This is a genomic window from Phytomonospora endophytica (genome assembly GCF_014202425.1).
GTDB classification, from domain to species: Bacteria; Actinomycetota; Actinomycetes; order Mycobacteriales; family Micromonosporaceae; genus Phytomonospora; species Phytomonospora endophytica.
This window is the reverse complement of sequence record NZ_JACHGT010000012.1, coordinates 224,911-248,036: the sequence shown is the minus strand read 5'-3', so window position 1 is coordinate 248,036 and position 23,126 is coordinate 224,911. Positions and strand designations below refer to the sequence as shown.

The 23,126-nt window shown below is 71.0% G+C and carries 18 protein-coding genes; 5 read left to right on the top strand and 13 right to left on the bottom strand.

Annotated elements, in window-relative coordinates; genetic code table 11:
- Positions 1–1,353: 1,353 nt before the first annotated feature.
- Positions 1,354–1,917: a TetR/AcrR family transcriptional regulator gene (locus tag HNR73_RS26520; protein WP_184790345.1), complete on the bottom strand. Its 564-nt coding sequence runs from the start codon at positions 1,915–1,917 to the stop codon at positions 1,354–1,356.
- A gap of 65 nt (positions 1,918–1,982) precedes the next feature.
- Between HNR73_RS26520 and HNR73_RS26515 the strand changes: the two genes are divergently transcribed.
- Both HNR73_RS26515 and HNR73_RS26510 read left to right on the top strand, forming a co-directional pair.
- Entirely contained in the window at positions 1,983–2,288 is a 306-nt protein-coding gene (locus HNR73_RS26515; RefSeq protein WP_184790344.1) for an antibiotic biosynthesis monooxygenase family protein, read from the top strand.
- Positions 2,289–2,322: 34 nt separating this feature from the next.
- Positions 2,323–3,141, top strand: a complete 819-nt coding sequence (locus tag HNR73_RS26510) for a class I SAM-dependent methyltransferase (protein WP_184790343.1) — start codon at positions 2,323–2,325, stop codon at positions 3,139–3,141.
- Here HNR73_RS26510 and HNR73_RS26505 read toward each other — a convergent pair.
- From HNR73_RS26505 to cysS, 6 genes are all read right to left on the bottom strand, one after another.
- Positions 3,122–3,724 (bottom strand): TetR/AcrR family transcriptional regulator, encoded by a 603-nt coding sequence (locus tag HNR73_RS26505; protein WP_184790342.1) that lies wholly within the window; start codon positions 3,722–3,724, stop codon positions 3,122–3,124. The genes HNR73_RS26510 and HNR73_RS26505 overlap by 20 nt on opposite strands.
- A 10-nt stretch (positions 3,725–3,734) precedes the next feature.
- Complete coding sequence (locus HNR73_RS26500; RefSeq protein WP_184790341.1) at positions 3,735–5,150, bottom strand: MFS transporter; 1,416 nt, start codon at positions 5,148–5,150, stop codon at positions 3,735–3,737.
- A gap of 81 nt (positions 5,151–5,231) precedes the next feature.
- Positions 5,232–7,748, bottom strand: coding sequence for an Hsp70 family protein (locus HNR73_RS26495; protein ID WP_184790340.1), 2,517 nt, complete (start codon positions 7,746–7,748; stop codon positions 5,232–5,234).
- A 75-nt stretch (positions 7,749–7,823) separates the two neighbouring features.
- Entirely contained in the window at positions 7,824–8,423 is a 600-nt protein-coding gene (locus HNR73_RS26490) for a Uma2 family endonuclease (RefSeq protein WP_184790339.1), read from the bottom strand.
- 90 nt (positions 8,424–8,513) lie between these two features.
- Complete coding sequence (gene rlmB / locus HNR73_RS26485) at positions 8,514–9,584, bottom strand: 23S rRNA (guanosine(2251)-2'-O)-methyltransferase RlmB (RefSeq protein WP_184790338.1); 1,071 nt, start codon at positions 9,582–9,584, stop codon at positions 8,514–8,516.
- A gap of 2 nt (positions 9,585–9,586) precedes the next feature.
- Positions 9,587–11,014 carry a cysteine--tRNA ligase gene (gene cysS, locus HNR73_RS26480; RefSeq protein WP_184790337.1) on the bottom strand — a complete coding sequence of 476 codons (1,428 nt, stop codon included), beginning with the start codon at positions 11,012–11,014 and terminating at the stop codon, positions 9,587–9,589.
- A 67-nt stretch (positions 11,015–11,081) separates the two neighbouring features.
- Here cysS and HNR73_RS26475 point away from each other — a divergent pair, with 67 nt between their 5' ends.
- Complete coding sequence (locus HNR73_RS26475) at positions 11,082–11,762, top strand: alpha/beta fold hydrolase (RefSeq protein ID WP_184790336.1); 681 nt, start codon at positions 11,082–11,084, stop codon at positions 11,760–11,762.
- Here the strand turns inward: HNR73_RS26475 and HNR73_RS26470 are convergent.
- Positions 11,759–12,319, bottom strand: a complete 561-nt coding sequence (locus HNR73_RS26470; RefSeq protein WP_184790335.1) for a DUF7158 domain-containing protein — start codon at positions 12,317–12,319, stop codon at positions 11,759–11,761. The genes HNR73_RS26475 and HNR73_RS26470 overlap by 4 nt on opposite strands.
- An 88-nt stretch (positions 12,320–12,407) precedes the next feature.
- On the opposite strand from HNR73_RS26470, the gene HNR73_RS26465 reads away from it, so the two are divergent.
- A complete protein-coding gene (locus HNR73_RS26465; RefSeq protein WP_184790334.1) occupies positions 12,408–12,722 on the top strand; it encodes a hypothetical protein in 315 nt (104 codons plus the stop codon).
- Between the two features lie 31 nt (positions 12,723–12,753).
- On the opposite strand, the gene HNR73_RS26460 is transcribed toward HNR73_RS26465, so the two are convergent.
- The 4 genes from HNR73_RS26460 to HNR73_RS26445 all read right to left on the bottom strand — a co-directional run bounded on the left by HNR73_RS26460 (position 12,754) and on the right by HNR73_RS26445 (position 21,150).
- Positions 12,754–16,923, bottom strand: a complete 4,170-nt coding sequence (locus HNR73_RS26460; protein ID WP_184790333.1) for a glycoside hydrolase family 38 N-terminal domain-containing protein — start codon at positions 16,921–16,923, stop codon at positions 12,754–12,756.
- Between the two features lie 65 nt (positions 16,924–16,988).
- On the bottom strand, positions 16,989–18,158 hold the full coding sequence (locus tag HNR73_RS26455) for a DNA glycosylase AlkZ-like family protein (protein WP_184790332.1): 1,170 nt from the start codon (positions 18,156–18,158) through the stop codon (positions 16,989–16,991).
- A 55-nt stretch (positions 18,159–18,213) separates the two neighbouring features.
- Positions 18,214–18,873 (bottom strand): hypothetical protein, encoded by a 660-nt coding sequence (locus tag HNR73_RS26450; RefSeq protein ID WP_184790331.1) that lies wholly within the window; start codon positions 18,871–18,873, stop codon positions 18,214–18,216.
- A gap of 306 nt (positions 18,874–19,179) precedes the next feature.
- Positions 19,180–21,150, bottom strand: a complete 1,971-nt coding sequence (locus HNR73_RS26445; RefSeq protein ID WP_184790330.1) for a glycoside hydrolase family 6 protein — start codon at positions 21,148–21,150, stop codon at positions 19,180–19,182.
- A gap of 220 nt (positions 21,151–21,370) precedes the next feature.
- Here HNR73_RS26445 and HNR73_RS26440 point away from each other — a divergent pair, with 220 nt between their 5' ends.
- Positions 21,371–22,942 carry a phytoene desaturase family protein gene (locus tag HNR73_RS26440; RefSeq protein ID WP_184790329.1) on the top strand — a complete coding sequence of 524 codons (1,572 nt, stop codon included), beginning with the start codon at positions 21,371–21,373 and terminating at the stop codon, positions 22,940–22,942.
- Here HNR73_RS26440 and HNR73_RS26435 read toward each other — a convergent pair.
- The gene (locus HNR73_RS26435) at positions 22,939–23,097 is read right to left on the bottom strand and encodes a hypothetical protein (RefSeq protein WP_184790328.1); all 159 of its coding nucleotides are present in this window, start codon (positions 23,095–23,097) and stop codon (positions 22,939–22,941) included. The genes HNR73_RS26440 and HNR73_RS26435 overlap by 4 nt on opposite strands.
- Between the last annotated feature and the right edge of the window lie 29 nt (positions 23,098–23,126).

The following is a 23,126-nucleotide window of genomic DNA, read 5'->3' as shown; positions in this document are numbered from 1 at the left end:
TCAGGCTGCGCTGGCCTCGGACGTTCACCTTCAGCCCGTGCTGGCTTCGCACCCGCGCGCCTTCACCTTCAGGCTGCGCTGGCCTCGGACGTTCACCTTCAGCCCGTGCTGGCTTCGCACCCGCGCGCCTTCACCTTCAGGCTGCGCTGGCCTCGGACGTTCACCCTCAGCCCGCGCTGGCTTCGCACCCAGACGCCTTCACCCAGGCGCGCATCCGCGCTGGCTTCGCGCCTTCACCTCCAGCCCGTGCTGGCCTCGCACCCGCGCGCCTTTACTCTCAGTCCGCGCTGGCGCTGCACCCCCACACGCGCACGCACCCAACCGCAGCCTCATCCGGCGCCAGCGCCGCACGCGCCCTGGGCGCGCATTACGCGGGCATACGTCGACGAAGCGGCTCAAAATGCCCCCGAAAAGAACGATACGGGCGAGGTCTGACAATTCGCGCGGGTGGCGCGGGTGGCTTTTCGATCCTGCGAAGCCTGCGCACTCGGACGCACACCCGTGGCTCCTGTGCAAGCTCAGGCCGAAGCCCGAGCTCCGAGCGCAAGCCGAAGTCGGGCCGAAGCGGAAGCCTGAGCCGAAGCCCCGAGCCCGAAGCCCCGAGCCTGAGCTGGAGCTGGAGCTGGAGCCCGGGCTGGAGTCGGAGCGGAAGCGGAAGCGGAAGCGGAAGCGGAAGCGGAAGCGGGGGCGGGAGCCGAAGCCCGAGCCCGAGCCTGAGCCGAAGCCTGAGCCTGAGCCGAAGCGGGAGCCGGAGCCGGAGCCTGAGCTGGAGCTGGAGCTGGAGCGGAAGTGGGGGCGGGAGCCGAAGCCCGAGCCCGGGCCGAAGCCCGAGCCTGAGCCGAAGCGGGAGCCTGAGCCGAAGCGGGAGCTGGAGTCGATGCCTGAGCCTGAGCCTGAGCCGGAGTCGGAGCGGGAGCTGGAGCCCGAGTCGGAGTCGGAGTCGGAGCGGGAGCGGGAGCCTGAGCCGAAGCGGGAGCGGGAGCGGGAGCGGGAGCGGGAGCCTGAGCCGAAGCGGGAGCGGGAGCGGGAGCGGGAGCCCGAGCCGGAGTCGGAGTCGGAGTCGGAGCCGGAGCCGAAACCGAAGCCTGAGCCGGAGTCGGAGCGGGAGCGGGAGCGGAAGCGGGAGCGGGAGCGGGAGCGGGAGCCTGAGCCGAAGCGGGAGCTGGAGTCGATGCCTGAGCCTGAGCCTGAGCCGGAGCCGGAGCCGGAGCCGGAGCCGGAGTCGGAGCGGGAGCGGGAGCCTGAGCCGGAGCCGGAGCCGGAGCCTGAGCCTGAGCCTGAGCGGAAGCCTGAGCGCGAGCCGAAGCCGAAGCGGGAGCGAGGGCTAGGGCTAGGGCCGGAGCCCCCCACCCCTCACCCCCCGCCGACCCCTCGCCACACCACCGCCGCGACGCGGCGTGCCCACGCATCCGGCACCTCGTTCGTCGCCAGGGCTCGTCCGTACCAGCTGCCCGTGCACATCGTCACGGCGATGTCCAGGTCGGCGTCGGGGTCGATGTGGCCGTTGCAGCGGGCGCGTTCGAGGATCGCCCGCAGTCTCTGTCGTCGTGGCGCGATGATGCGGTGGCGGTAGCGTTCGCGGGCTTCGGGGTCGGTCATGTCCTGGAGCATCGTCCCCACGAGCGACAGTCGTCCTGGGCGCTGGATGGCGACGGCGAAGTCCTCCAGCTCGGCGACGAGGGCGGCGTAGGGCGGGCCGTCGTGGTTCGCCGCCGTCGTCTCCATCGCCTCGACGGCGGCCGCCGCGAGTTCCGCCTTACCCGGCCAGCGCCGGTAGAGCGCCTGCCTCGTCGTCCCCGCCTCGGCGGCGACTGCCGCCACGGACAGGCCCTCGTACCCCTGCGCGGAGAGCATGCGGGCGGCGGCGGCGAGGACACGCGCGTCGATGTCGGCGTCGCGGGCACGGCCGGGACTCATATCAATACACTCCTGTATTGTATTGCTGTCTTGTTCGGAGATCGTATCGAGGAAAGGCCGCCCCCGTGGTCATCGAGTACATCCGTTACGTCATCCCCACCGCGCGTTCCGCCGAGTTCGAGGAGGCCTACGCGTCGGCCTCCCGCGTCCTCGACGCCGACCCGCACTGCCTCGGCTACGAGATCGCCCGGGGCGTCGAGGAGCCCGAGAACCACATCGTCCGCATCGAATGGGACTCCGTCGAAGGCCACGAGCAGGGCTTCCGGCGCAGCCCCGGTTTCGCTGGCTTCTTCGCCGACGTGAAGCCCTTCTTCGCCGAGATCCGCGAGATGAAGCACTACGAGATCCGCTCCGGCGGCCTGACCCGCTGAGCATCGAAGCCGTCCGACCGGCGACAATGCACCGGTGACCGCACCCGATTACCCCGCCGACACCGCCCGCGTCACCCGCCGTCCGGCCACCACCGCCGAGAGCGCGGCCGGCAACCGCCGCTGGTGGGACGGCGCCGCCGACGCCTACCAGGCCGAGCACGGCGACTTCCTCGGCGAGGCCGCCTTCGTCTGGGGCCCGGAAGGAATCGACGAGGCCGACGTGCGTCTCCTCGGCGACGTCAAGGACCACCGGGTGCTCGAAATCGGCGCCGGTGCCGGACAATGCGGGCGGTGGCTGGTCGCGCAGGGCGCGGAGGTCACCGCCCTCGAACTGTCCTGGCGCCAGCTCCAGCACTCCCGCCGCATCGACGCCGCCACCGACGTGACCCTCCCCGCCGTGCAGGCCGACGCGCAGCTGCTTCCCTTCGCCGACAACGCCTTCGACGTCGTCTGCTCCGCCTACGGCGCCCTGCCCTTCGTCGCCGACGCCGAGGGTGCGCTGCGCGAGATCGCGCGCGTCCTGCGACCGGGCGGGCGGCTCGTCTTCTCCGTCACCCACCCGATCCGCTGGTGCTTCCTCGACGACCCCACCGAACCCGGGCTCGCCGCCGTGCACTCCTACTTCGACCGCAACGCCTACGTCGAAGAGGACGAGGACGGCGCGGTGACCTATGTGGAGCATCACCGCACCGTCGGCGACTGGGTCCGCGTGATCGCCTCGGCCGGACTGCGCCTCGAAGACCTCACCGAACCGGAGTGGCCCGAAGGCAACGACCACGTCTGGGGCGGCTGGAGCCCCCTGCGCGGCAAGGTGATCCCCGGAACCGCGATCTTCAGCGCGGCGAAGGCCTGAGCACCGACAGCAGCGTCTCGGCCAGCACGCCGACGGCCGCGTCCGGGTCGAGGCGGCCCGCCGCCAGTTCGTCGGCGGCCGCGTGGATGAGGTGGTACATCGACGCCGACAGCCACTCGCGCGGCAGGTCGGCGCGGAACAGTCCCTCGGCGATCCCCCGCGACAGCAGCGATTCCAGCTTCCCCATCGCCGGGTCGTGGCGCTCGCGCAGCCACTCCGGGTCCACATCGGACCGCACGTTGCCGCGCAGCGCCCGGTGGCGGTCGAGCGTGTGCCACTGCGCCCGCAACAGCACCCGCAGCGCCTCGTCGGCGGGCAGCCCGGACAGGTCGAGCCCCTCGACGGCCGCCACCGAGTCGTCGATGGCGCGCTGGACGACCGCGCGGGCCAGGTCGGCGCGCGAAGGGAAGTGCGCGTAGAGCGTCACCCGCCCGACACCGGCCTCCTTGGCCACGTCGGACATGCTCACGCCCGGCGCGCTCCCGTACAGGCGCAGACCCGCCTCCAGGATCCGCTCGATGTTGCGCTGAGCGTCGGCGCGGCGGGACGGCCGCGCCGAACTTCCTTCGTCGTCGGGGGACATGAGCCGGAGCCTAATGCGCCATCGTCATCCCCGAGGTGTCGATCCGCTCCTTCGGCACCAGCCGCAGGCAGACAGCCGCGGCGACGGCCGCCGTCGCCGCGCAGACCGCGAAGGCACCGGTGAAGCCCGCCGCCGTCCCGGCCTCGATACCGGCCGCCGCGACCGTCGACATCACCGCCACGCCGATCGAACCGCCCAGCTCGTGGAAGGTCGTCACGATCCCCGAGGTCACGCCCGCCTCACGATGGTCGACGGCCGACATCGCCGTCGTCGTCGCGGTCACGAACAGCGAACCCAGGCCCAGCGCGGCCAGCGCGAAACCGGGCAGGAAGCCCACGGCGACACCGCGATCGAGCATCCACACCAGCCAGCCCGCGCCGACACCGGTCACGAGCAGCCCGCCGACCGCTACCGCGCGCGGACCGACCCGGCCGACGAGGTTCCCCGCCAGATGCGCGCCGAGCGTCACCGTCACGGCCGCGGGCAGGAAGGCCAGGCCGGTCCGCAACGCCGACAGGTCGCGGACCTGTTGCAGGTAAAGGGATCCAAGGAAGAAGAAGGAGATCAGCAGGCCCGTCGCGACGAGCATCAGGAACACACCCGTCACCGTCGTGCGGCGGGTCAGCAGCGGCAGCCGCACCAGCGGCTGCGGCCACCGGCGCTCCACCAGCGCGAACACCGCGTAGAGCACGACCGCGCCCGCGATCGGTGCCAGCGCGGTGATCGAGCCCCAACCGTCCTCGCCGGCGCGAACCAGTCCGTAGACCAGCGAGGCCGTCGCCAGCGTCACGGTGACCGCGCCCGGCACGTCGACCCGGCCGATCGTGTCCGAAGTGGACTCCGGCGGCAGCAGCCGCGGCAGCACCGCCAGCACGGCCAGACCGATCGGCACGTTGACGATGAAGACCCACTCCCAGCCCGGCCCGGCCGTCAGCAGCCCGCCGATCAGCACGCCCAGAGCCGCGCCACCACCGCCGATCGCGGCCCACACGCCCAGCGCCCGATGCCGCTCACGGCCGTGGAACATCGTCGTCACCGTCGACATCGCCGCCGGGGACAGCAGCGCCGCCCCGACGCCCTGCGCGAGCCGCCCGGCCAGCAGCACGCCGCCGTCGTCGGCGACACCGGCCGCCAGCGACGCCAGCGTGAACAGCGCCAGGCCCGACAGCAGGACGGGGCGGCGGCCGAACACGTCGGCCAGACGGCCGCCGAGCAGCATCAGACCACCGAAGGTGAGCGTGTAACCGGTGACGATCCAGGTCAGCGCCTCACGGCCGAGACCGAGCTCGCCGCCGATGGACGGCAGCGCGACGTTCACGACGGTGATGTCGACGACGAGCATGGCCTGCGCGAGGCAGAGCAGGACGAGCGCCGACCAGCGTCTCGGGTGCGGCGGCCGGGCGTCGTGGTGGTGATGGGGGTGCATCGTGAGACTCCGTAACTCGAACATGGGTGTTCGAGTTACGGTAGCGCGTTTCCTCGATTAAGTCGAACAGTGCTGTTCGGGTTAGTCGCGGAACTTCCAGATCTTGTAGCCCTCGGCGGTCACGCAGGCGAGGTAGGTGTCATCGGCGTTGCAGGCGGCGGCGTCGACCTGGCCGATGAAGGTCTCCTTGCCGTCCAGCGCGCCGAGACCGCGGATGTCCTTGGCCCCCGGGGAACCGCTCGCCGGGAACGCGAGCAGGCTGCCGGAGTCGATCCGCGCGTAGGTGTCGAAGTGCTCGCCGCCGACCAGGTCGAAGTCCTTGTCGTAGATGTTGGTGACCGACTTCGCGGCGGTGTCCTCCCAGCGCACCAGTAGCGACTCACCGACGACGGTCACCTCCTTGACGTCGTGCCCGTCGGGGGTCGTCCACTCCTCCTTGAGGCCGTCGGAGGTGTCCACCACGGTCGCCTTGGCGGTGGCCGGGTCGCCGATCGCCTTCTCCACGACGCAGATCCGGTTCTCCCCGCAGGGATTGATCCAGTCCGGTGCCCGCTCGGCGCCGTTGAGCTGGATGGTGGCCACCGTCGTGGACAGGTTGTCGACGTTGTAGACGCTGAGGCTGTATCCGTTGGTGCCACTCGCGACGTAGACCTTGTCGTCGAAGACGAGCACCCGGTCGTTCGTGGCGTCCTTGACGATCACGCCCTCGCTGACCTTGGAGCCGTCCTCGGTGTTCCAGATGGTGACGGTGCCCTTGGAGTCGGTGCTGTAGATCCGCCCGGACTCCTCGGGGGAGGAGTTGGCGGGGGCGGCGATCGTGTCCCAGGCGAGTGCCTCGCTGATGCCGCCCTCGGTGCTGAAGCGCCACTTCTCGGCGCCGCTCGCGTCGTAGCCGGTGACCAGCTTGTTCGTGGCGTCGCGGAGGATGAAGCGGTCGTCGACGATCTGGAAGTAGTCGTTGTAGTTGTTCGGGAGGGTCGCCTTGAGGCCGCCCTTCTCGGCGTCGAGCAGGTAGATCGAGTCCGGGTCGGCGGAGTTGTCGGCCTTCACGCCGACGATGCCGTTCTCGGCCCAGAGGCCGGCCCAGGTGGAGGTCGTGGTCACCGGGGTGCGCCACTTCTCCTTGCCCGTCTCCAGTTCGACGGCCACGACCTCGCCGGTCTTGCCGTCTCCGGTGGGCGTGGAGTAGTAGGCGACGCCGTCCTCGATGTCGACGCGCGAGTAGGAGTCGGCCTTCGCGCCCGCCCCCAGCGCGACCGTCGCGACCTCGGCGAGGTCGTGCATAGGTTCCTGCGGGTACGGGTCGCGCAGGATCCACCAGCCGGCGATGACCAGCACGAGAAGTGTTGCCGTACCGGCGATCCAGTAGGACTTCTTCTTCCACCACGGCGTGTTCACCGTCGGCGCCAGGAAGCCCTCGGGTGGCGAGTCCATGCCCGGCGGCGGTGTGTACGGGTCGGTCGTGTTCGCCGGGATGCCGCTGGTCTGCCCCATCGTCATCGGCTCGTGCAGCCGCTGCTGGGGAACGGCGGCGAGGGCGCCTTCGGCGACCGGCAGTTCGGGCTGTTCCAGGACGATCGGCGCGATGCCGAGCCGCTGGTGCAGCATGCGACTGACCAGCGGGATGCGGCTGGCGCCGCCGACCAGGAAGAGGCCGTGGAGTTGTTGCGGGGTAAGGCTCGCGGCGGTGATCACGCGCTGGGTCTCGACGACCGCGCGGTCGAGCAGCGGCGTCGCGAGGCGTTCGAGTTCGTCGCGGGTCAGGTGCAGCGAGATGTCGACGCCGGGTACCGCGACGGGCGCGACGGTCGTGCGCGACAGCATCTCCTTGGCGCCGCGCACGTCGTCCCAGAACTGGCGGCGGCCGCGTTTGTCCGTTGTGGACTGCGGGTTCGTCAGGCGCCGCCACAGTTCCGGCGCGTTGTGGTCGATCGTGCGCCCGAGGTGCTCGACGAGGGCCTCGTCGACGTCGAGACCGCCGAGGTCCTTGAGCCCGCCGTCGCCGAGGACCTGGAAACCGGCCATGCCCTCGTTGCGGACCACGGCGATGTCGAGCGTGCCGCCGCCGAAGTCGAAGACCGCGACGGAGGCGCCCACCGGGATCGGCTGCTTCATGACCTCGGCGAAGTAGTGCGCGGCCCCGATCGGTTCGGGCACCAGGTGGACCGGCGGGAAACCGGCCTTGGCGGCGGCGTCCTGGAGCATCTCCCGCCGCCGCGAACCCCACTTCGCGGGGTAGGTGAGGATCGCCGGCGGCAGGAAGCCGACGGCCTCGACCGCCTTGTCGGCGACCGCGCGCAGGATCGCGGTGAGCAGGACGACGGTCGGGACCTCACGGTCGCCGAGGAGGATCGACTGCTCGTCGGTGCGCTGCTTGGGGTTCGGCTCGAAGCGCGACGGGTCGGTCTGCGCGAGCCGCTGGGCGTCACGCCCGACATGGACGTGGCCCGACTCGTCGACGAAGACCGACGAGGGCATGACGGGCGTGCCGTCGACGAGGAGCGGACGCGTGCGGCCGTCCGGCCAGCGGATCACGGCGACGGTGTTGGACGTGCCGAGATCGACGCCGAGCAGGTAGCCGGGTTGTGGGGTCGCCATCGCGCAAGCTCCAGGGGTCGGGGGTGCGCGGTCGATCCTAGGCGATGGAGGCAAAGGGGCAGGTGGGGGCGGCTCTCAGCCGTAACGGCGTTTGCGCAGGGCCAGTGCCGTGAGATCGATGGTGAAGGTGAAGGGCTTCACCACGAAGAGTTCTTCGCCGTCGTGGGCTTCGGCGGTCAGCGCGTATTTCCCGTTGACGAGTTCATGGTGCCACCCGGAGACGACGCCGCCTTTTTCTTCGAGGATCAAATACGCCGGAATGCCGGCGGCCGCGTAGACCTGCATCTTGGTGTCCCATTCGCAGCCGCCGCCGGGGGACAGGACTTCGACCACGAGTTCGACATCGCCGGGAGGCACGGGGCGGATTTCGGCGGGTGCACGGAGGACCATCACGTCTGGAGTGCGAAAGCGGCGTCCGTCGGCCATGCGGAGGTCCATCGCGGTGTGCACGAGCTCGTCGTCTTGCAGTAGTTCGGCGAAGAGGTTGGCCAATCGCCGCGAGATCAGGTCGTGCAGAGGGGCCGGTGAAGGCGTCAAGATGAGGCTCCCGTCGTGCAATTCCGCACGCAAACCCTCAGGCAGGGCCTCGTAGTCCTCTTCCGTCCACGGACCCGAGTGGTCCGTGGCCGGGTTCCACTCGGATGACGGGTGGTAGAACGGCGGAGTCGCGGTCATGGTGGTCACCTCCGGACAACGAGCCTAGTCGCCCGAAGGTGATCACCATGAACTGTCGGGAATCTGATCTTGTGTCGCGTTCCGCCCCGATCAGGCGACCGCCACGACCTGCCTCACCAGCGCCGGGTACCCCGCCGCCGCTAAAGAGTTCCGCCGGCGCGCGATCTCCGCGAGCGTCACCGCCGCGGCGACCGACGCGTTGAGCGACTCCACCGCGTTCGCCATCGGGATCCCCACGCGCAGGTCACAGGTCTCGCTGACCAGGCGCGACAGGCCACGGCCCTCCGAGCCCACGACCACGACGATCGGGTCGACCGCCGCCGCGAGATCCGGCAGGTCCAGCTCGCCGTCGGCGTCGAGCCCGACCACCAGGAAACCGGCGTCCTGGCACTCCTTGAGCGCCCGCGTCAGGTTCGTCACCTTCGCGATCGGCGTGCGCGCGGCCGCGCCCGCCGAGGCGCGCCAGGCCGTCGCGGTCATGCTCGCGGCACGACGCTCGGGGAGGAACACCCCGTGCGCGCCGAAAGCGGCCGCCGAACGCACGATCGCGCCCAGGTTGCGCGGGTCGGTCACGCCGTCGAGCGCGACGAGCAGGCCCGGCGCGTTCTCCCGTGCGATCGCGATGAGGTCGTCGAGCGGCTCGTAGTGATAAGCCGGGACCTGCAGGCCGAGGCCCTGGTGCAGGGCGCGGTTGCACATCCGGTCGAGTTCGGCCCGCGACACCTCAAGAATCGCGATGCTCTTGTTCCCGGCCAGCCGGACGGCCTCGCGGGTGCGCTCGTCGAGTTCGATCCCGCGCGCCACATAGAGAGCGGTCGCGGGGACTCCGCCGCGCAGGGCCTCGACGACCGGGTTGCGGCCGACGAGCACCTCGGGAGCGTCGGGATCCTTGCGCCGGACCGGGGTCCGGGTCGTCGGAGCCTTCTTCCCGATGTGCGAGACGCGGCCCTCGGAGGCCGCCTCACGACGGACCCGCTCCTGTTTGCGGCGGGTCTTGCGCGGCTTGTCGTCGCCGGTGAATTCCTTGTGCCACGGGCGATCGGTGGCGCCGAGGGTCTTCCCGCGCCCTTCCAGGGCCTTCTTGCCCTGCCCGCCGGAGCCCTTGGCGGCCCCCTTCTTGGCGGAGGTGCGCTTGTTCCGGCGCTCGGAGTTGCCCGGCATGATCAGCCCTTCTGAGTTTCGTACGTCCAACGTGGACCGTGCGGCGTGTCCTCGACCTGCACGCCGGCGGCCGTCAGCTGGTCGCGGAGTACATCGGAGGTGGCGTAGTCGCGGCGGGCGCGGGCGGCCTGCCGCTGTTCGAGGGTCATCGCGACGAGCGCGTCGAGCGTGCCGCGCAGGTCGCCGCCGCCGTCGGTCTCCGTCCACTGTGGAGACAACGGGTCGAGCCCGAACACGTCCATCATCCGGCGCACCGAGGCCGCGGCGGAGCCGAAGGCCTTGTCGTTACCGGCGTCGGCGGCCGAGTTGCCCTCGCGGGTGACCTCGTGGATCGCGGCCATCGCGGCCGAGGTGTTGAGGTCCTCGTCCATCGCGGCGGTGAAGTCGGCGCACAGCACGCCCCGGTCGACGTGAACCTCGTCGGCGCCGAGCCGTTCGGCGGCACGACGGACGAAGCCCTCGATGCGGCGATAGGCCGAAGCCGACTCCTTGAGCGCCGCCTCGGAGTAGTCGATGACCGAGCGGTAGTGCGGCACGGCGAGGTAGTAGCGCACCTCGGCCGGCCGGACCAGTTTGCGCAGGGCGGTCAGGTCGATGACGTTGCCGAGCGACTTCGACATCTTCTCGCCGCCGAGGTTCAGCATCCCGATGTGCACCCAGTAGCGCGCGAAGCCAAGGCCCGCGGCCCGCGACTGCGCGACCTCGTTCTCGTGGTGCGGGAAGACCAGGTCCATCCCGCCGCCGTGGATGTCGAAGGTGTCGCCCAGGTAGCGGCGGGCCATGGCCGAGCACTCCAGGTGCCAGCCCGGGCGGCCGCGCCCGTAGGGCGTGTCCCAGAACGCGTTCTGCGGCTCGGTCGGCTTCTCGCCCTTCCACAGCGCGAAGTCGCGCGGGTCCCGCTTGGCCCGGTCGGGACCGTCGGGAGCCGCCTGCATGTGGTCGATGCGCTGGCCCGACAGGGCGCCGTACTCCGGGAAACCGCGCACGTCGAAGTACACGTCGCCCGAATCGTCCGACGCGAGGTAGGCGTGACCCTTCTCGATCAGCTCGGCGATCAGCGTCAGCATCTCGGGGATGTGACCCGTCGCGCGCGGCTCGTAGGTCGGCTCCAAGACGCCCAGCGACGCGTAGTCGGCGGCCAGAAGCCGCTCATTCGCGTACGCGATCGACCAGAACGGACGATCCTGTTCGAGCGCTTTGGCCAGGAGCTTGTCGTCGATATCGGTGACGTTCCGGACGAAGTTCACGTCAAGGCCGTGATGCGTCAGCCACCGGCGAAGGACGTCGTAGTTGACGCCGCCGCGGAGGTGGCCGATGTGCGGTGGGGCCTGAACCGTGAGGCCACAGAGGTAGAGACTCGCCGCTCCGGACACGCGCGGCGTGAAGTCGCGCACCGAACGGGTGCTGGTGTCATGGAGTCTCAGGTTCACCGATACAGGGTATATGGCTGAGTTCGGCCGCCGCCGCACAGCGGCCCCCGCCGCCTAAACTCGCCCCGTGGCCGAAACACGCACCGTCCCGGCGCCCGGCGGGCTCCAATTCCACTGCCGGATCTGGGGACCCGACGACGGCGTCCCCGTCCTCCTCCTCCACGGCGTCACCGGCAGCGGAGCCGCGTGGGAGCGGGTCGCCGACGCGCTCGGCCCCCGGTGGCGGATCTACGCGCCCGACATGCGCGGCCACGGCGCCTCCTCCCGGCCCGGCGACTACTCCTTCGAGGCCATGCGCGACGACGTCCTCGCGCTGATGGACGCCCTCGGCGTGCCCGAGGCCGTACTCGTCGGCCACTCGATGGGCGGCATCGCCGCGTACCTGCTCGCCGCGGCCCGGCCCGAGCGTGTCAGCGGGCTGGTGCTCGTCGAGACGCCCCCGCCGGTGCCGCTCGGCCGGCCCGCGCCGGTCCGGCCCGAAGGCGAACTCGACTACGACTGGGAGCTGCGCCCGCAGATCATCGCCCAGCTCAACGCCCCATCGGAAGCCTGGTGGAAGGGGCTGTCGGCCATCACCGCCCAGACCCTGGTGGTCTCCGGCGGGGACCAGAGCTTCCTGCCGGGCGAGCGGGTGCTGGAGATGACCGCCGAGATCCCCTGGGGGCTGCTGACCGAGATCCCGGTCGGGCACGACGTGGTCGCGGCGGCGCCGGAACGGCTCGCCGCCGCCATCGGCGACCTCTTCTAGTGCGTGTGGTGGTTGTCGGGCTGTGACGGGTCGCCGGGGTGCTCCAGGCCGTGCACGAGCCGCACTCGCGCCTCCCGCTGACGGTCCAGCCAGATGACGAAGTGCCGCCGCCGTGCGGCCGCGCGGACGTGCTCGCGGGCGTCGTCGGCCGACGGGGGCGCCGGCCGGTGGGCCGTCGCCGCCAGGAAGGCCTCGACCTGCTCCTCGGGGCCCTCGACCTCACCGGTGACCCGCTCGTAGGCGGCCCGCACGGCCGGGTGGCCCTCGAAGGCCGCCGCGTTGATCGAGCCGAGCTCGACCGCGGCCTGCGCGTCGAGGCGGGCGAGGCCCACGTCGTCGCCGTCGAAGTCGGCGGCGCACAGGCGCTCGGTGAGGATCACCTGCGCGACCCAGCGCCGCAGCTGCCGGTCCTCCGAGGTGCCCGGCGTCGGCAGCGCCGCCGCGCGCGGGCCTTCGCGGAGCCGGGTGACGCGCTCGTCGAGCAGCGCGACGGGGACCGGGGCGCCGTCGATGTAGCCGAGGACGTCGTGATCGTGGTCATGGTGCTCGTGCGGCATGGGGACACCGTAGCTGGCGCGGAAACGCCGGTGGATCACCGATTTCCGCGACGAAGATCACGTTGCGTGAGCTTCGTACCGTGAGTGCATGCCCAGCGATACGCCCGCCGAGCACCAGCGCCATCCCACCGCCGTCGTCTGGACGATCGTCATGGCGATCCCGCCGCTGCTGATCCTCCCCGTCCTCTTCCTCGTCCTGCTCGGGGGCGCCCTGTGTGAAGGCGCCGACGGGTGCGGCGGGGGTCACCTCTCGCTCGCCATGTCCGTGGCGATCGCCGGTCCGCTGCTCGGCGCCGCCGTCGGCATCACCGGCGCGTGGCTGGAGTGGCGCATGTGGCCGCAGATCGGCCTGGGACTCCAGATCGGGGGACTGGTGACGGCGTGCGTGGCCGTCGTGCCGTGACGGGGGCGGCTCGCGCCCCCGTCACGGGCGGCTAACGGACCTCGACCCGCAGCGTCGGCAGGTAGGACACCCGCCCGAACCACATGACCTTCACCATCGCCCAGTAGTGACCCGGCGGCGTCGAACGCGGCACCCGCACCGGGAACTCGACGTCCACCGTGGAGCCCGCCTCGATCGTCGCGCCCTTGATCGCCTCCGGGAACAACTCCCAGGTCCCCCACGGCGAGGCCAGCTGGAGCTCGGCCGAGATGTCGGTCTCGGTGCCGTTCTCCAGCCGCGCGACGACCGCCGCGCTCGCACCGGCCTCCAGGACCAGCGCCTCGGTGGCCAGGCCGGCGATCAGGCCGGTGGCGCGACCGGTGCCGGCCTCGGTGCCCTTCGCCGAGTCGCCCCAGTCCTTGTCGGGGTCGCCGACCGGGAGCACGTCGGACGGGCCGCACACGACGGTGAGGGTGTCCTCGATCGTGTGGCGTCCGTCGTGGGTGCGGGCCTGGATGAAGTAGACGCCGTCGGCGAGGTCGTCGGGGACCTGCATCGACAGGGTCTGCACGACGTGGCCGCGCGGCTGGAGGTCGTAGAGGTCCAGATCGTCGTCGCGCCAAGGGGAGATCACGTGCACCTGGCCGGCGACCTCGGCGTCGGTGCGCTGGCTCGACACGCGGACCTCCAGTTCCAGGTCCTGCCCGGGCTCGACGGTGACCAGGTTCGGCGAGATCGCGATCCCGACCGGCTGGTACCCCAGCGGCGCCGGACCGCGGTTGTGCAGCCAGTACCGGGCGTAGACCGGTTCGGCCACTTCACCGTCGGCGCCCAGGATCGGGCCCGCCTCGGCCGAGCGCGCCGGTTCGGCGACGAAGGTCGCGATCTCACCGCCGGACAGTTCGATGAGGCCGCCCTCGACCCGCTCGCCCCGGTGCTCCAGCAGGTCGGCCGTCCACAGTGGAACGTCCTGGCCGGCGAAGGCGACCGTGGCGCGGGATCCGAGGCCGGTGGCGTCGTGCAGGCGCAGCGCGACGGGACCGTCGACGGGCGTGGCGCCTTCGGCGATCGGGTTGCCCGCCGACTTCAGCGTGGTCAGCAGGACGTCCCGCTCGGGCGTGACCGACAGCAGGGAGTGGGTGCCCGGGAGGGTGCCCGATCCGTCGGCGTGCCGGGCGTGCAACGGCGTCGAGAACTCCAGTCCCTTGGAGGGCAAACGGTTCTCGCGCCAGTCACCGGCGCCCGCGACGACCGCGTAGTCGAACTCGTGGGTCCAGTGCTGGAGCTGGAAGGCGGTGCCGTCGGGGGCGGTCCGGCGCGGCGGGTCGATCCACACGCCCGAGGGCCAGCCGGTGCACGACCGCAGCAGCGAGGCGTGCAGGGCGCCGGTCGCGTCGACGGCGAAACCGGGGACCCCGTAGGTGAGCAGCGCGACGGTGTAGTCGTCGAGCGTGCCCTCCGTGGGCACCGATCCGTGGACGGAGGCGGTGATCCGGGCCTGGTCGACGTCGACGAGCCCCTCCGGGGAGTCGACGATCAGCGCCGGCAGCGCGCGGACGTCGCGCAGGTCGGCGTTCGGGCGCCACACCTCGGTGAGCGGTCGGTCGGCCGGGATCCACACGGGCGCACCGGTGTAGGCCGCGCGGACCTCGGCTCCGGCGCCGTCGAGGATCTCGGCGGCGACGGGGTTGACGTCCGGGCCGCCGACGACGATGCGGAAGTCGGGGAGGTTGGAGTCGATGTGCAGCCAGCCGTAGCGGGGGCCGTCGGCGCGGGACGTCGTCGCGGTGACGCCGATCCGGGCGAGGGCGACGACGAGGTCGCGCACGTCGATGCCCTCGGCGGTGACGATCTCGGCGACACCGACGGCGCGTTCGGCGATTCCGTCGGCACCGCTGAGCACGACGCGGGCGGTCGAGGACAGGCCGAACCAGTTGTTGGCCGGGTTGTCCAGGGTCCAGGGGGCCTCGGCGACGTCGACGTCGGGCAGCGCGAAGCCGCGGCCGATGGCACCGGCCGAGACCTCCGAGACCGGCAGGGCGCCGGGGACGTCGGCGGCGAACTTGACGCGCAGCAGCCGGTCGGCGCCGGTGAAGTCCAGAACCCTGGTGCGGCAGTCGATGCGCTCGGCGCCGTTGAGGAGGGTGACGGTCTGCTCGTACTCGACCTCGCCCACGGAACCGCGGATCACCAGCCGCTGACCGAGCGCCGACTCCTCACGCCGGACCTCGGCCGACGACTCCGCCGAGCTGCGCACCGGCCCGGACGGGAGCAGGTGCCACGGGCCCTCGCCGAACTGCGGGTGCGTCGGGTACTCCTCGTAGACGCGCAGTTCGTTGCCGAGTGCGTTGTCGCGCAACAGTTCCCGCTTGGCGACCTTGTCGACCACGGTGGACAGGCCGCCGCCGCGACCGGGATCGGCGCCGACCGTCCAGTGCTCGTTCTCGATGGACGTGCCCTCGACGGCGGTCCAGCCGCCGTCGCCCTCGCCCGGCGTCAGGCGGTAGGTGCGCCAGCCCAGCGACGGCACGTCGGTGGCGCGGAAGACCACCTCGCCGCCGGAAATCGTTGACGCCACGGGTTTCCCGGCGTCGTCGACGACCCCGGCGGTGTCGGTGCCCTCCGGCAGGGCGACGCGGACGAGCCCGTCGCGCTTGAAGGACAGGGTGTTGGTGACGACGACGCCCTCGGCCGAGATCTGGGCGGCCAGCGCGTCCAGTGCCGCGTCGCGGGCGCCGGCGGCCAGGTCGTGGGCCTCGCGCCAGCCGGTGAGCAGGTCGATGTAGACCTGGTCGGACTCCGAGCCGGTGATCGCGTCGTGGTGGGCGCCGTAGGCCAGCTGCCGCCAGACCTTGTCCAGGGCGGCGTGCGGATAGCCGTGCCCGTCGAGGATCCCGGCGAAGACGGCGAGGCGCTCGGCGTCGAGCGCGGCGACCTCGGCGGCCCGCTGGGCCTGCTTGGTGTCGATGTAGGAGACGTCCTTGCCGGTGTAGACCGGGTTCATGTCGCGCGACTGCGGTGAGGGCGAGGCACCGCGTTCGGTGAGCTCTTCCCGCACGGCGTCGAGGAAGTCGCGCGGGGTCGCGCACACGAAGTTAGGCCAGACGTAGCGCTCGTTCCAGTCGCGCTGGATGGCGGTGACCCACTTGTTGGGCGGGGTGTAGTCGGTGCCGACGGGCAGCAGGATGTTGCGGGTCGCGGCGACCGGCTTGAGGCCCTGGTACAGCTCGTAGGTCTGCTTCTCGGCGTCCTCCAATGTGGACGCCGAGTCCATCCGCCAGCCCGCGCCGTAGTGGTTGGGCATGTAGTGCGTCAGCACGCCCTTGCCGGAGGGCGAGATCCACTCGAACTCGCTGTCGAACTGCATGACCGTGGCGTCGCCGGGGGAGTCGTCGTAGTTCTTCAGCATCGGCCCCCACTGGTGGAACGGGCCGCGCGCCCAGGCCGAGCCGGTCAGTCCGGCCGCGGCGAGCAGGCCGGGGAACTGCGGGTCGTGGCCGAAGACGTCGAGCTGCCAGGCGGTCCGGGGATCGCCGTCGAGGATGCCGCGCTGGTAGCCGACGCCGTAGACGATGTTGCGGATCGTCGTCTCCAGGCCGGTCAGGTTGGTGTTGGGCTCGTTGTAGGTGCCGCCGAGGAGTTCGGCCTGCCCGGTGCCGAGCAGGTGGGCCAGGTCGGCGCGCCGTTCGGGGTGGGTGTCGAAGAAGGGCTTGAGGTAGTCGATCTCGGCGAGGACGAACTTGTAGAGCGGGTCGCGCAGGGCCAGGTCCATGTGCGCCTCGACGAGGGCGAAGCCGTTGTTCGCCCACAGCGGCCGGGTCGAGCCGTCGCCGGCCAGGAACTCCCAGGGGCTGGTGTAGGCGGCCTGGGTGTTCCACCACACCGGGTCGTAGTGGAAGTGGGAGACGAGGTGCATCGTCCAGCCGGGTTCGTGGCGCGCGACGACCGTTTCGGTGCGCGCGAGCTCGGTGCCGTCGGCGTCGGCGAGGGTCACCGAGACATCGTTGTCGGGCGCGTCGGTGTCGAAGACGCAGCCGACTTCCACGACCGTCTCGCCGGTGCCCGGCGGTACCTCGGCGCCGCCGCTGATCCCGCGCCCGGTGATGGTCAGGGCGTGTGCGCCGCCGTCGCGCGCGACGGTCACCCGGATCACCTGCAAGGGCTGCGATCGGGTGCCGACGAACAAATCGGTCGATTCGACTGTCTCGATGCGTGCCGTCATGCGGGCACCTTATCCGGATCTCTGGGAAAAGAAACCCTTGCCGAGGGGAGCCGACGGCCCGGTGATCAGAGTTTCAGTGCCTTGATCGCCTCGATGCGTGGTTTGCGCGCCTTGGCGGTGTCCATGCTCGATCCGCGCAGGTCACCGAGCTGGTCGCGGACGTAGTCCTGGGTGCGGGCGACGGCGGCGCGGAGGGCGTCGTCGGGGCGGGTGAAGGAGACCCAGACGATCTCCTCGGCGCCCGGGTCGTACTCCCACAGCCCGACCAGGCGGCCTCTGTCCACAATGGCCTGGGTGGCGAGGTCGGAGAGCGCGCCCTGGGTGTGGCCGATGGCGGCCCGCTTGAGGTCGCCCGGTTCGGCGATCGAGGCCAGATCCCGGCGGAGCAGGAACAGGGAGTCGATCCAGCAGACGAGCGCGTAGGCGGGCTCGTCGGGGGCGGTGAACTCGTCGAACTCCTCGACGTCTCCGGAGTGCATCAGCAGGTCGGTGCCGGGAATCCCCACGAGGTCCACTTCGGACAGTGCGGCCTTGGCGTCGCGGACACCGAACCCGGAGAACCACTGGAAGTGCGCGACCGAGGCGCCGCCCGTCCAGTAGAAGTAGCGGCGGGCCAGCTCGGCCGGCGCGTCGGCGACGGTGCCGGTGGCGTTCCAGCGGGTGTAGGCGAAGCGCTGCTGGTCGAGGCGCCCGTTGACCGGGACGCGACGGATCTCACCGGCGGCCTGGAGCACGCCGAGGGTGGCGGGCAACGTCGTCGCCGCGCCCTTCTTGCGGCCTTCCTCGCCGAGGTTGCGGACCTTGTCGCCGAGACGGTCGCGCAGCTCGGCGGGGGTGAGGGCCTCATCGCCCTCGAAGACGTCGAGAACCTGGCCGCCGAGCTTCTCGACCTCGCCGTCGGGCACGCCCAGGCGGGTGAGGACCTTGACGGCCGTCCGCGCGGCCGGGCGGGCCAGAGTGAGGCCGAGGCCGTAGTCGGCGGCGGGGAGGACGTACGTGCAGCCCCGGGCCGAGGGCAACTCGTAGACGGAGAGGTCGGCGACGGCCTGGTCGGCGGCTTCGCGGGTTGTGCCGGCCCGGGCGAAGAGGGTGACGTAGGGGTTGGCACCGCCGACCGAGCGGGACCAGCCGCCGGTGATCAGGACGTCGGCGGGCGCGGCGGGAGTGGAGGTCAGGAGGCCCTGGCGATGTGCCCACCAGGCGCGCAGCTTCTCCGGTGCTGGTGCGTCGGTCATGGGCCGATCGTGACAGGTGGGTGTGACGCGCGGGGGAGTTTCGGGGATGAGGGCGTCAGGTTCGGACGACGAGTTCGTTCAGGGCCCAGGACTTGAAGGACCGCATGACCCATTGGGTTTCGTCGGGGAGTTCCTCTTCGCTGAACGCGGGAATGCTCGGTCCGGCGCAGATGAGCAGGGCGAACTGGCCGACGTGGGTCGTGTCCCACCAGTGCCAGCCGTCTTGCCTGGTGGCCTTCGACATGTCGAGGTCGAGCCAGTCGATGTCGGAGGACTGGAAGGCCTCGTCGATCTCTTTGGCCCGTGCGGGTTCCTCGTAGGCGAACATGTAGGCGGTGACGAACCAGTCGTCGTCGAGGTAGCCGACCTCCATCCAGTACCGGCACCCGTCGACGAGCTTCTCCGCGGTGGCGCCGCCTACGTCGGAGCAGTCGTCGTGGTCGTAGTCGGCGTCGCGTTCGAGCATCGCTTCGGGATCGGCGCCGAGCGTGCGGACCTCGACCTCGTCGGGGAAGAAGTCCTCGGCGAGCACGATCGCGTCGGGGGCGATCCGCGGCTTGAGCGGGGGCTGAAGAGAGGCGCTTTGGGGCGTGGGCGCGGTCGCGAACGCGAACCCGACCCCGGCGACGAGGACGATGGCCAGCAGCACGGCGAAGAGGACGGTCGTGACGCGCCGCCCGGGGGAGGACGGAGCCGACGACGGGGAAGTGGGCACGGAGTCTCGCTTCTGGCAAGGGGCGGTAGGGCAGGGCTTGGTCATGATGCCCGTCGGGCGAGGGGAACACCTCGACGGTTCGGAGGCTTCGCCTCGGCCGAACATGTGAGTGACGCGCTGTGTCGGCATCGACAGCGGCGAGCGATGCTCGTTCTTCACCGACGAGAAGTGGCCGCCGACCCCGCCCAACGGGCGAGCCGCATCGCGAGCGAAGCGAGCCAACCAAAACCGAGACGGCCGCCCCGGTCCGGCGGCCGTCTCTGTGTTCACTCGCCGCCGGTGTTGTCACCGGCCGGCGTTATCTGGTCAGGGCAATGGCGGGTAGGCGTTCGCCAGCAGCTGCCGGAACTGCGCCGAGAACCAGTGCCCGGACAGCGGTGCGCCGCCCAGGGCCCCGGACATGTTGTTGCCGTTCCTCGGGTTGCCCGTGTAGGTCGGGTCGCACATCCGGTCGAAGCCCTTGCCCTCGTCGTTCGGGATCGCCTCGCTGGAGCCGTCGGACTCGCCCGGCGGCTTGATCCACACGTAGGCGTCGATGCCGGCGGCGGGAGCCGCCGTGGGACGCTCGCCGATGCCGGCGTTGCTCTGGTTGCACCAGTTGCCCAGGTGGATCCGGCGGTCGAAGCGGCCGCCGTTGACGTAGGTGTCCACATTGGTCTGCGGGCCGGGCCCGGTCGGGCGCTGCGCGCCGCCCCAGCCGTTACGGCCGGTGTCGATGAGCATCCCGATGTTGCTGTTGAAGCCCGAGGTCACCAGCTGCTGCCGGAAGGCCTGCGCGAAGGTCAGTTCGTCGACATAGCGGTTCCAGTCGATCCACTTCGACGTGCGCACCGAGGCACCGCCGACGGAGTCGTTGATCGTGTAGTACTGCTCCTTCAGCACGCCGTAGTTGGCGGTGTTGGCGATGAAGCCGTGCACGTTGGCGGCCGTGGAGCCCGAGGCGTTGGCGGCGGTGTACATGAGGTTCGCCGTCGGCGCGAAGTTGTCGTCCCAGCCGATCCAGCCGTGGTGGCCGGCGTCGATGTAGTTGTAGACGTTCGGGACCGCGCCGAGCTTGGCCAGCGCGTAACCGACACCGTTGACGTAGTTGCCGTTGGCCTTCATGACGTCGCACTCGGGCGTCATCGTCGGGCGGCCGGAGACGTTGGTGATCAGGTTCGGCAGCGAGTCGATCTCGATGACGGTCACGATCCGCAGGTTCGCGTACGCCGGACGGGCCAGGATCGCCGCGATCGGGTCGATGTACTCGCTCTTGTACCTGGGCAGCTCTGTCGGGCCGAGCTCGCCGTTGGAGGCGAGGGCGGCGCAGTCGCGGCCGGGCAGGTTGTAGATGACCAGCTGGACCAGCTGCGCGTTCTGGGCGATGGCGGCGTCGAGGTGCTCGGCGAGGCCGAAGCCGCGGTCGGTGCCCTGGATGGCCGCGATGCGGTCGAGCCACACGCCGGTCGGCTGGTTGGCGATCTTCGAGCCGTTGGGCTCGGCGGCCGCCTTGGCCGACCACTCCGGGTTCACGTAGACCTTCGCGCCGAGGTACGGGTTGTCGACCCGGCCGGGGCCGCCGACGCCCTGCACCGTCACGGAGACGGCCGTCGACGTGGTGCGGGCACCGTCGTCGTCGACCGCCACCGCGGTCAGCGAGTAACCGCCCGCGGGAACGTTGGTCCAGCTGTAGGAGTAGGGCGCGCTGGTGTCGGTGGCCAGGAGCGTCCCGTTGGACCGGAACTCCACCGCGGAGACCGTGCCGTCGGAGTCCGCGGCGCTGGCGGCCAGGGGAATCGTCGCCGGAGCCTGGTAGGTGCTCGACGGCGGCGGCGTGAGGCTCACCGTCGGCGCGTTGTTGCCGCCGCCGGGACCGCCGTTGCAGGCGACGCCGTTGACGGTGAACGCGGTGGGCGCGTTGTTCACGCCGGAGTAGTTGGCGTTGAAGCCGATCGAGGCGCTGCCGAGGGTGCGGTTCCAGTCGAGGTTGGTCGCGGTGACCGCCTGACCCGACTGCGACCAGTTCGCGTTCCAGCCGTTGGTGATGGTCTGGTTGCCGGCGAAGCGGAAGCCGAGGGTCCAGCCGTTGGCGGTGTCGCCGGTGTTGGTGATGCCGACCGAGGCGGTGAAGCCGGAGCCCCAGTCGTTGACGCTGTAGGTGACCGAGCAGACGACGGCCGCCTGTGCCGGAGCGGCGACCACGAGTGCGCTGGCGAAGCCGGTGAGCGCGGCCGCGGCAAGGGCGGTGCGTGGGAGGAGGCGGCGAAATGGACGGTGCGCTAAGAGCTTTCTTAACATGCCGGTTCCTTAGGGTCGGGCCGGTGCGGCCCACGGTGCGGGCTATGTGGGAGCGCTCCCACCGATCAGTGTGGCAGAGGTTTCGCGGATGTCAACAGGTGGTTTCCATCCGGATCCGCTGGGTGTCCTTCCTGTGCGGAGTGTTGTCGCCGCTCACGATGGGAGCGCTCCCACATTTTGTACCGGTCCGAAAGAGCCGTTTCTCGCCTAGGGTGTCGCCATGACCTCGACGCCGTTGAGCTCCCCGCGCTTCGACGCGATCATCGTCGGCGGCGGCCACAACGGCCTCGTCGCCGCCGCCTACCTGGCCCGTGCCGGCCGCAGTGTCGCGGTGCTGGAGCGCCGTGCGGCGACCGGCGGCGCGGCGGTGTCGGCCCGCGTCTTCGCGGGGGTCGACGCGCGGCTGTCGAAGTACTCCTATCTCGTCAGCCTCTTCCCCGACGCGATCGCCGCCGACCTCGGCATCGACCTGCGCCTCCACCGCCGCCGGATCTCGTCCTACACACCGGTTCCGGGCGGCGACCTCGGCCTGCTCGTCGACACCGGCGATCCCGCCGCGACGGCGGCGAACATGGCCCGCGTGACCGGCGACCCGGATGCCTTCAAAGGCTGGGAAGCCTTCTACGACAAGGCCTCCACGCTCGCGCGGACGGTCTTCCCGACCCTCACCGAACCGCTGCGCGGCCGCGCCGGACTGCGCGAGATCGTCGACGACGACGCCGCCTGGGACGCCGTCTTCGAACGGCCGCTGTCGGAGGCGATCGAGGCCCACATCGCCGACGACCTCGTGCGCGGCGTCGTCCTCACCGACGGCCTCATCGGCACCTTCGCCGAGGCCGACTCGCCGGGGCTGGACCAGAACCGCTGCTTCCTCTACCACGTCATCGGCCGAGGTACCGGCGCCTGGGACGTGCCCGTCGGCGGCATGGGCGCCGTGACCGGGCAGCTCGCCGACCGCGCCCGCGAGTTCGGCGCCGAGATCCTCGACGGCGCCGAGGTCACCGCCATCGAGACCGACGGCTCGCATGCCCTGGTGCGCTTCGTCTCCGGCGGTGCCGAGTACACGGTGGACGCCGGGAAGGTGCTCGTCAACGCCGCGCCGGCCGAACTGGCCCGGCTGCTCGGCACCCCACCGTCCACTTCGGACGGCGCCGGTGCCCAGCTGAAGGTCAACATGCTCCTGCGCCGACTGCCCAGGCTGCGCGACTCCGCGGTCCGGCCCGAAGACGCCTTCGCCGGGACCTTCCACGTCAACGAGACCTACGCGCAGCTCGCCACCGCCTACCGCGAGGCCGCCGACGGGCGGATCCCCGCACTGCCGCCGTGCGAGATCTACTGCCACTCCCTGTCCGATCCGAGCATCCTCGGACCGGAGCTACGCGAGTCGGGCGCGCACACCCTCACCCTGTTCGGTCTGCACATGCCGCACCGGATCTTCGCCGCCGGAGGCGAGTCGGCCAAGGAGGCCGCGCTGGCCGCGACCCTGCGCTCGCTGAACTCCGTGTTGGCCGAACCGATCGAGGACTGCCTCCACGAGGCGCCCGACGGCACCGCCTGCGTCGAGGCGCACTCCACAGTGGACCTGGAACGGGAGCTGCGGCTGCCCGGCGGCAACATCTTCCACCGGCCGCTGAGCTGGCCTTTCGCCGAGAACGACGAGGAACTGGGCCGGTGGGGCGTGGAGACCGCGCACCCCAACGTCTTCCTGTGCGGCGCCGGTGCGCGGCGAGGCGGTGGCGTGTCGGGCGTGCCCGGACACAACGCGGCGATGGCGGTGCTCGACGCCGGCTAGTCCAGCGCGAACACGACCAGCGCCAGCAGCCCACCTAGCAGCACCGCGCGAGCTGCGATCACCGTGTAGGCCAGCGCGCGGTCGCTCTTCGAGCCCGAGCGCGCCTCACGCAGGACGGAGTAGCGGCTGTACCGGGGTGCCTGATGAACTGCCATATCCCGAGTCTGCGGCCGATCCGGGGCGC

Coding starts and splice junctions, on each gene's coding strand:
- HNR73_RS26470 (WP_184790335.1), bottom strand. CDS start 12,319: ATGCCGCACGAGCACCATGACCACGATCACGACGTCCTCGGCTACATC.
- HNR73_RS26445 (WP_184790330.1), bottom strand. CDS start 21,150: ATGTTAAGAAAGCTCTTAGCGCACCGTCCATTTCGCCGCCTCCTCCCA.
- HNR73_RS26520 (WP_184790345.1), bottom strand. CDS start 1,917: ATGAGTCCCGGCCGTGCCCGCGACGCCGACATCGACGCGCGTGTCCTC.
- HNR73_RS26495 (WP_184790340.1), bottom strand. CDS start 7,748: ATGGCGACCCCACAACCCGGCTACCTGCTCGGCGTCGATCTCGGCACG.
- HNR73_RS26435 (WP_184790328.1), bottom strand. CDS start 23,097: ATGGCAGTTCATCAGGCACCCCGGTACAGCCGCTACTCCGTCCTGCGT.
- HNR73_RS26490 (WP_184790339.1), bottom strand. CDS start 8,423: ATGACCGCGACTCCGCCGTTCTACCACCCGTCATCCGAGTGGAACCCG.
- HNR73_RS26455 (WP_184790332.1), bottom strand. CDS start 18,158: ATGACCGACGCACCAGCACCGGAGAAGCTGCGCGCCTGGTGGGCACAT.
- HNR73_RS26465 (WP_184790334.1), top strand. CDS start 12,408: ATGCCCAGCGATACGCCCGCCGAGCACCAGCGCCATCCCACCGCCGTC.
- HNR73_RS26440 (WP_184790329.1), top strand. CDS start 21,371: ATGACCTCGACGCCGTTGAGCTCCCCGCGCTTCGACGCGATCATCGTC.
- HNR73_RS26460 (WP_184790333.1), bottom strand. CDS start 16,923: ATGACGGCACGCATCGAGACAGTCGAATCGACCGATTTGTTCGTCGGC.
- HNR73_RS26505 (WP_184790342.1), bottom strand. CDS start 3,724: ATGTCCCCCGACGACGAAGGAAGTTCGGCGCGGCCGTCCCGCCGCGCC.
- HNR73_RS26500 (WP_184790341.1), bottom strand. CDS start 5,150: ATGCACCCCCATCACCACCACGACGCCCGGCCGCCGCACCCGAGACGC.
- rlmB (WP_184790338.1), bottom strand. CDS start 9,584: ATGCCGGGCAACTCCGAGCGCCGGAACAAGCGCACCTCCGCCAAGAAG.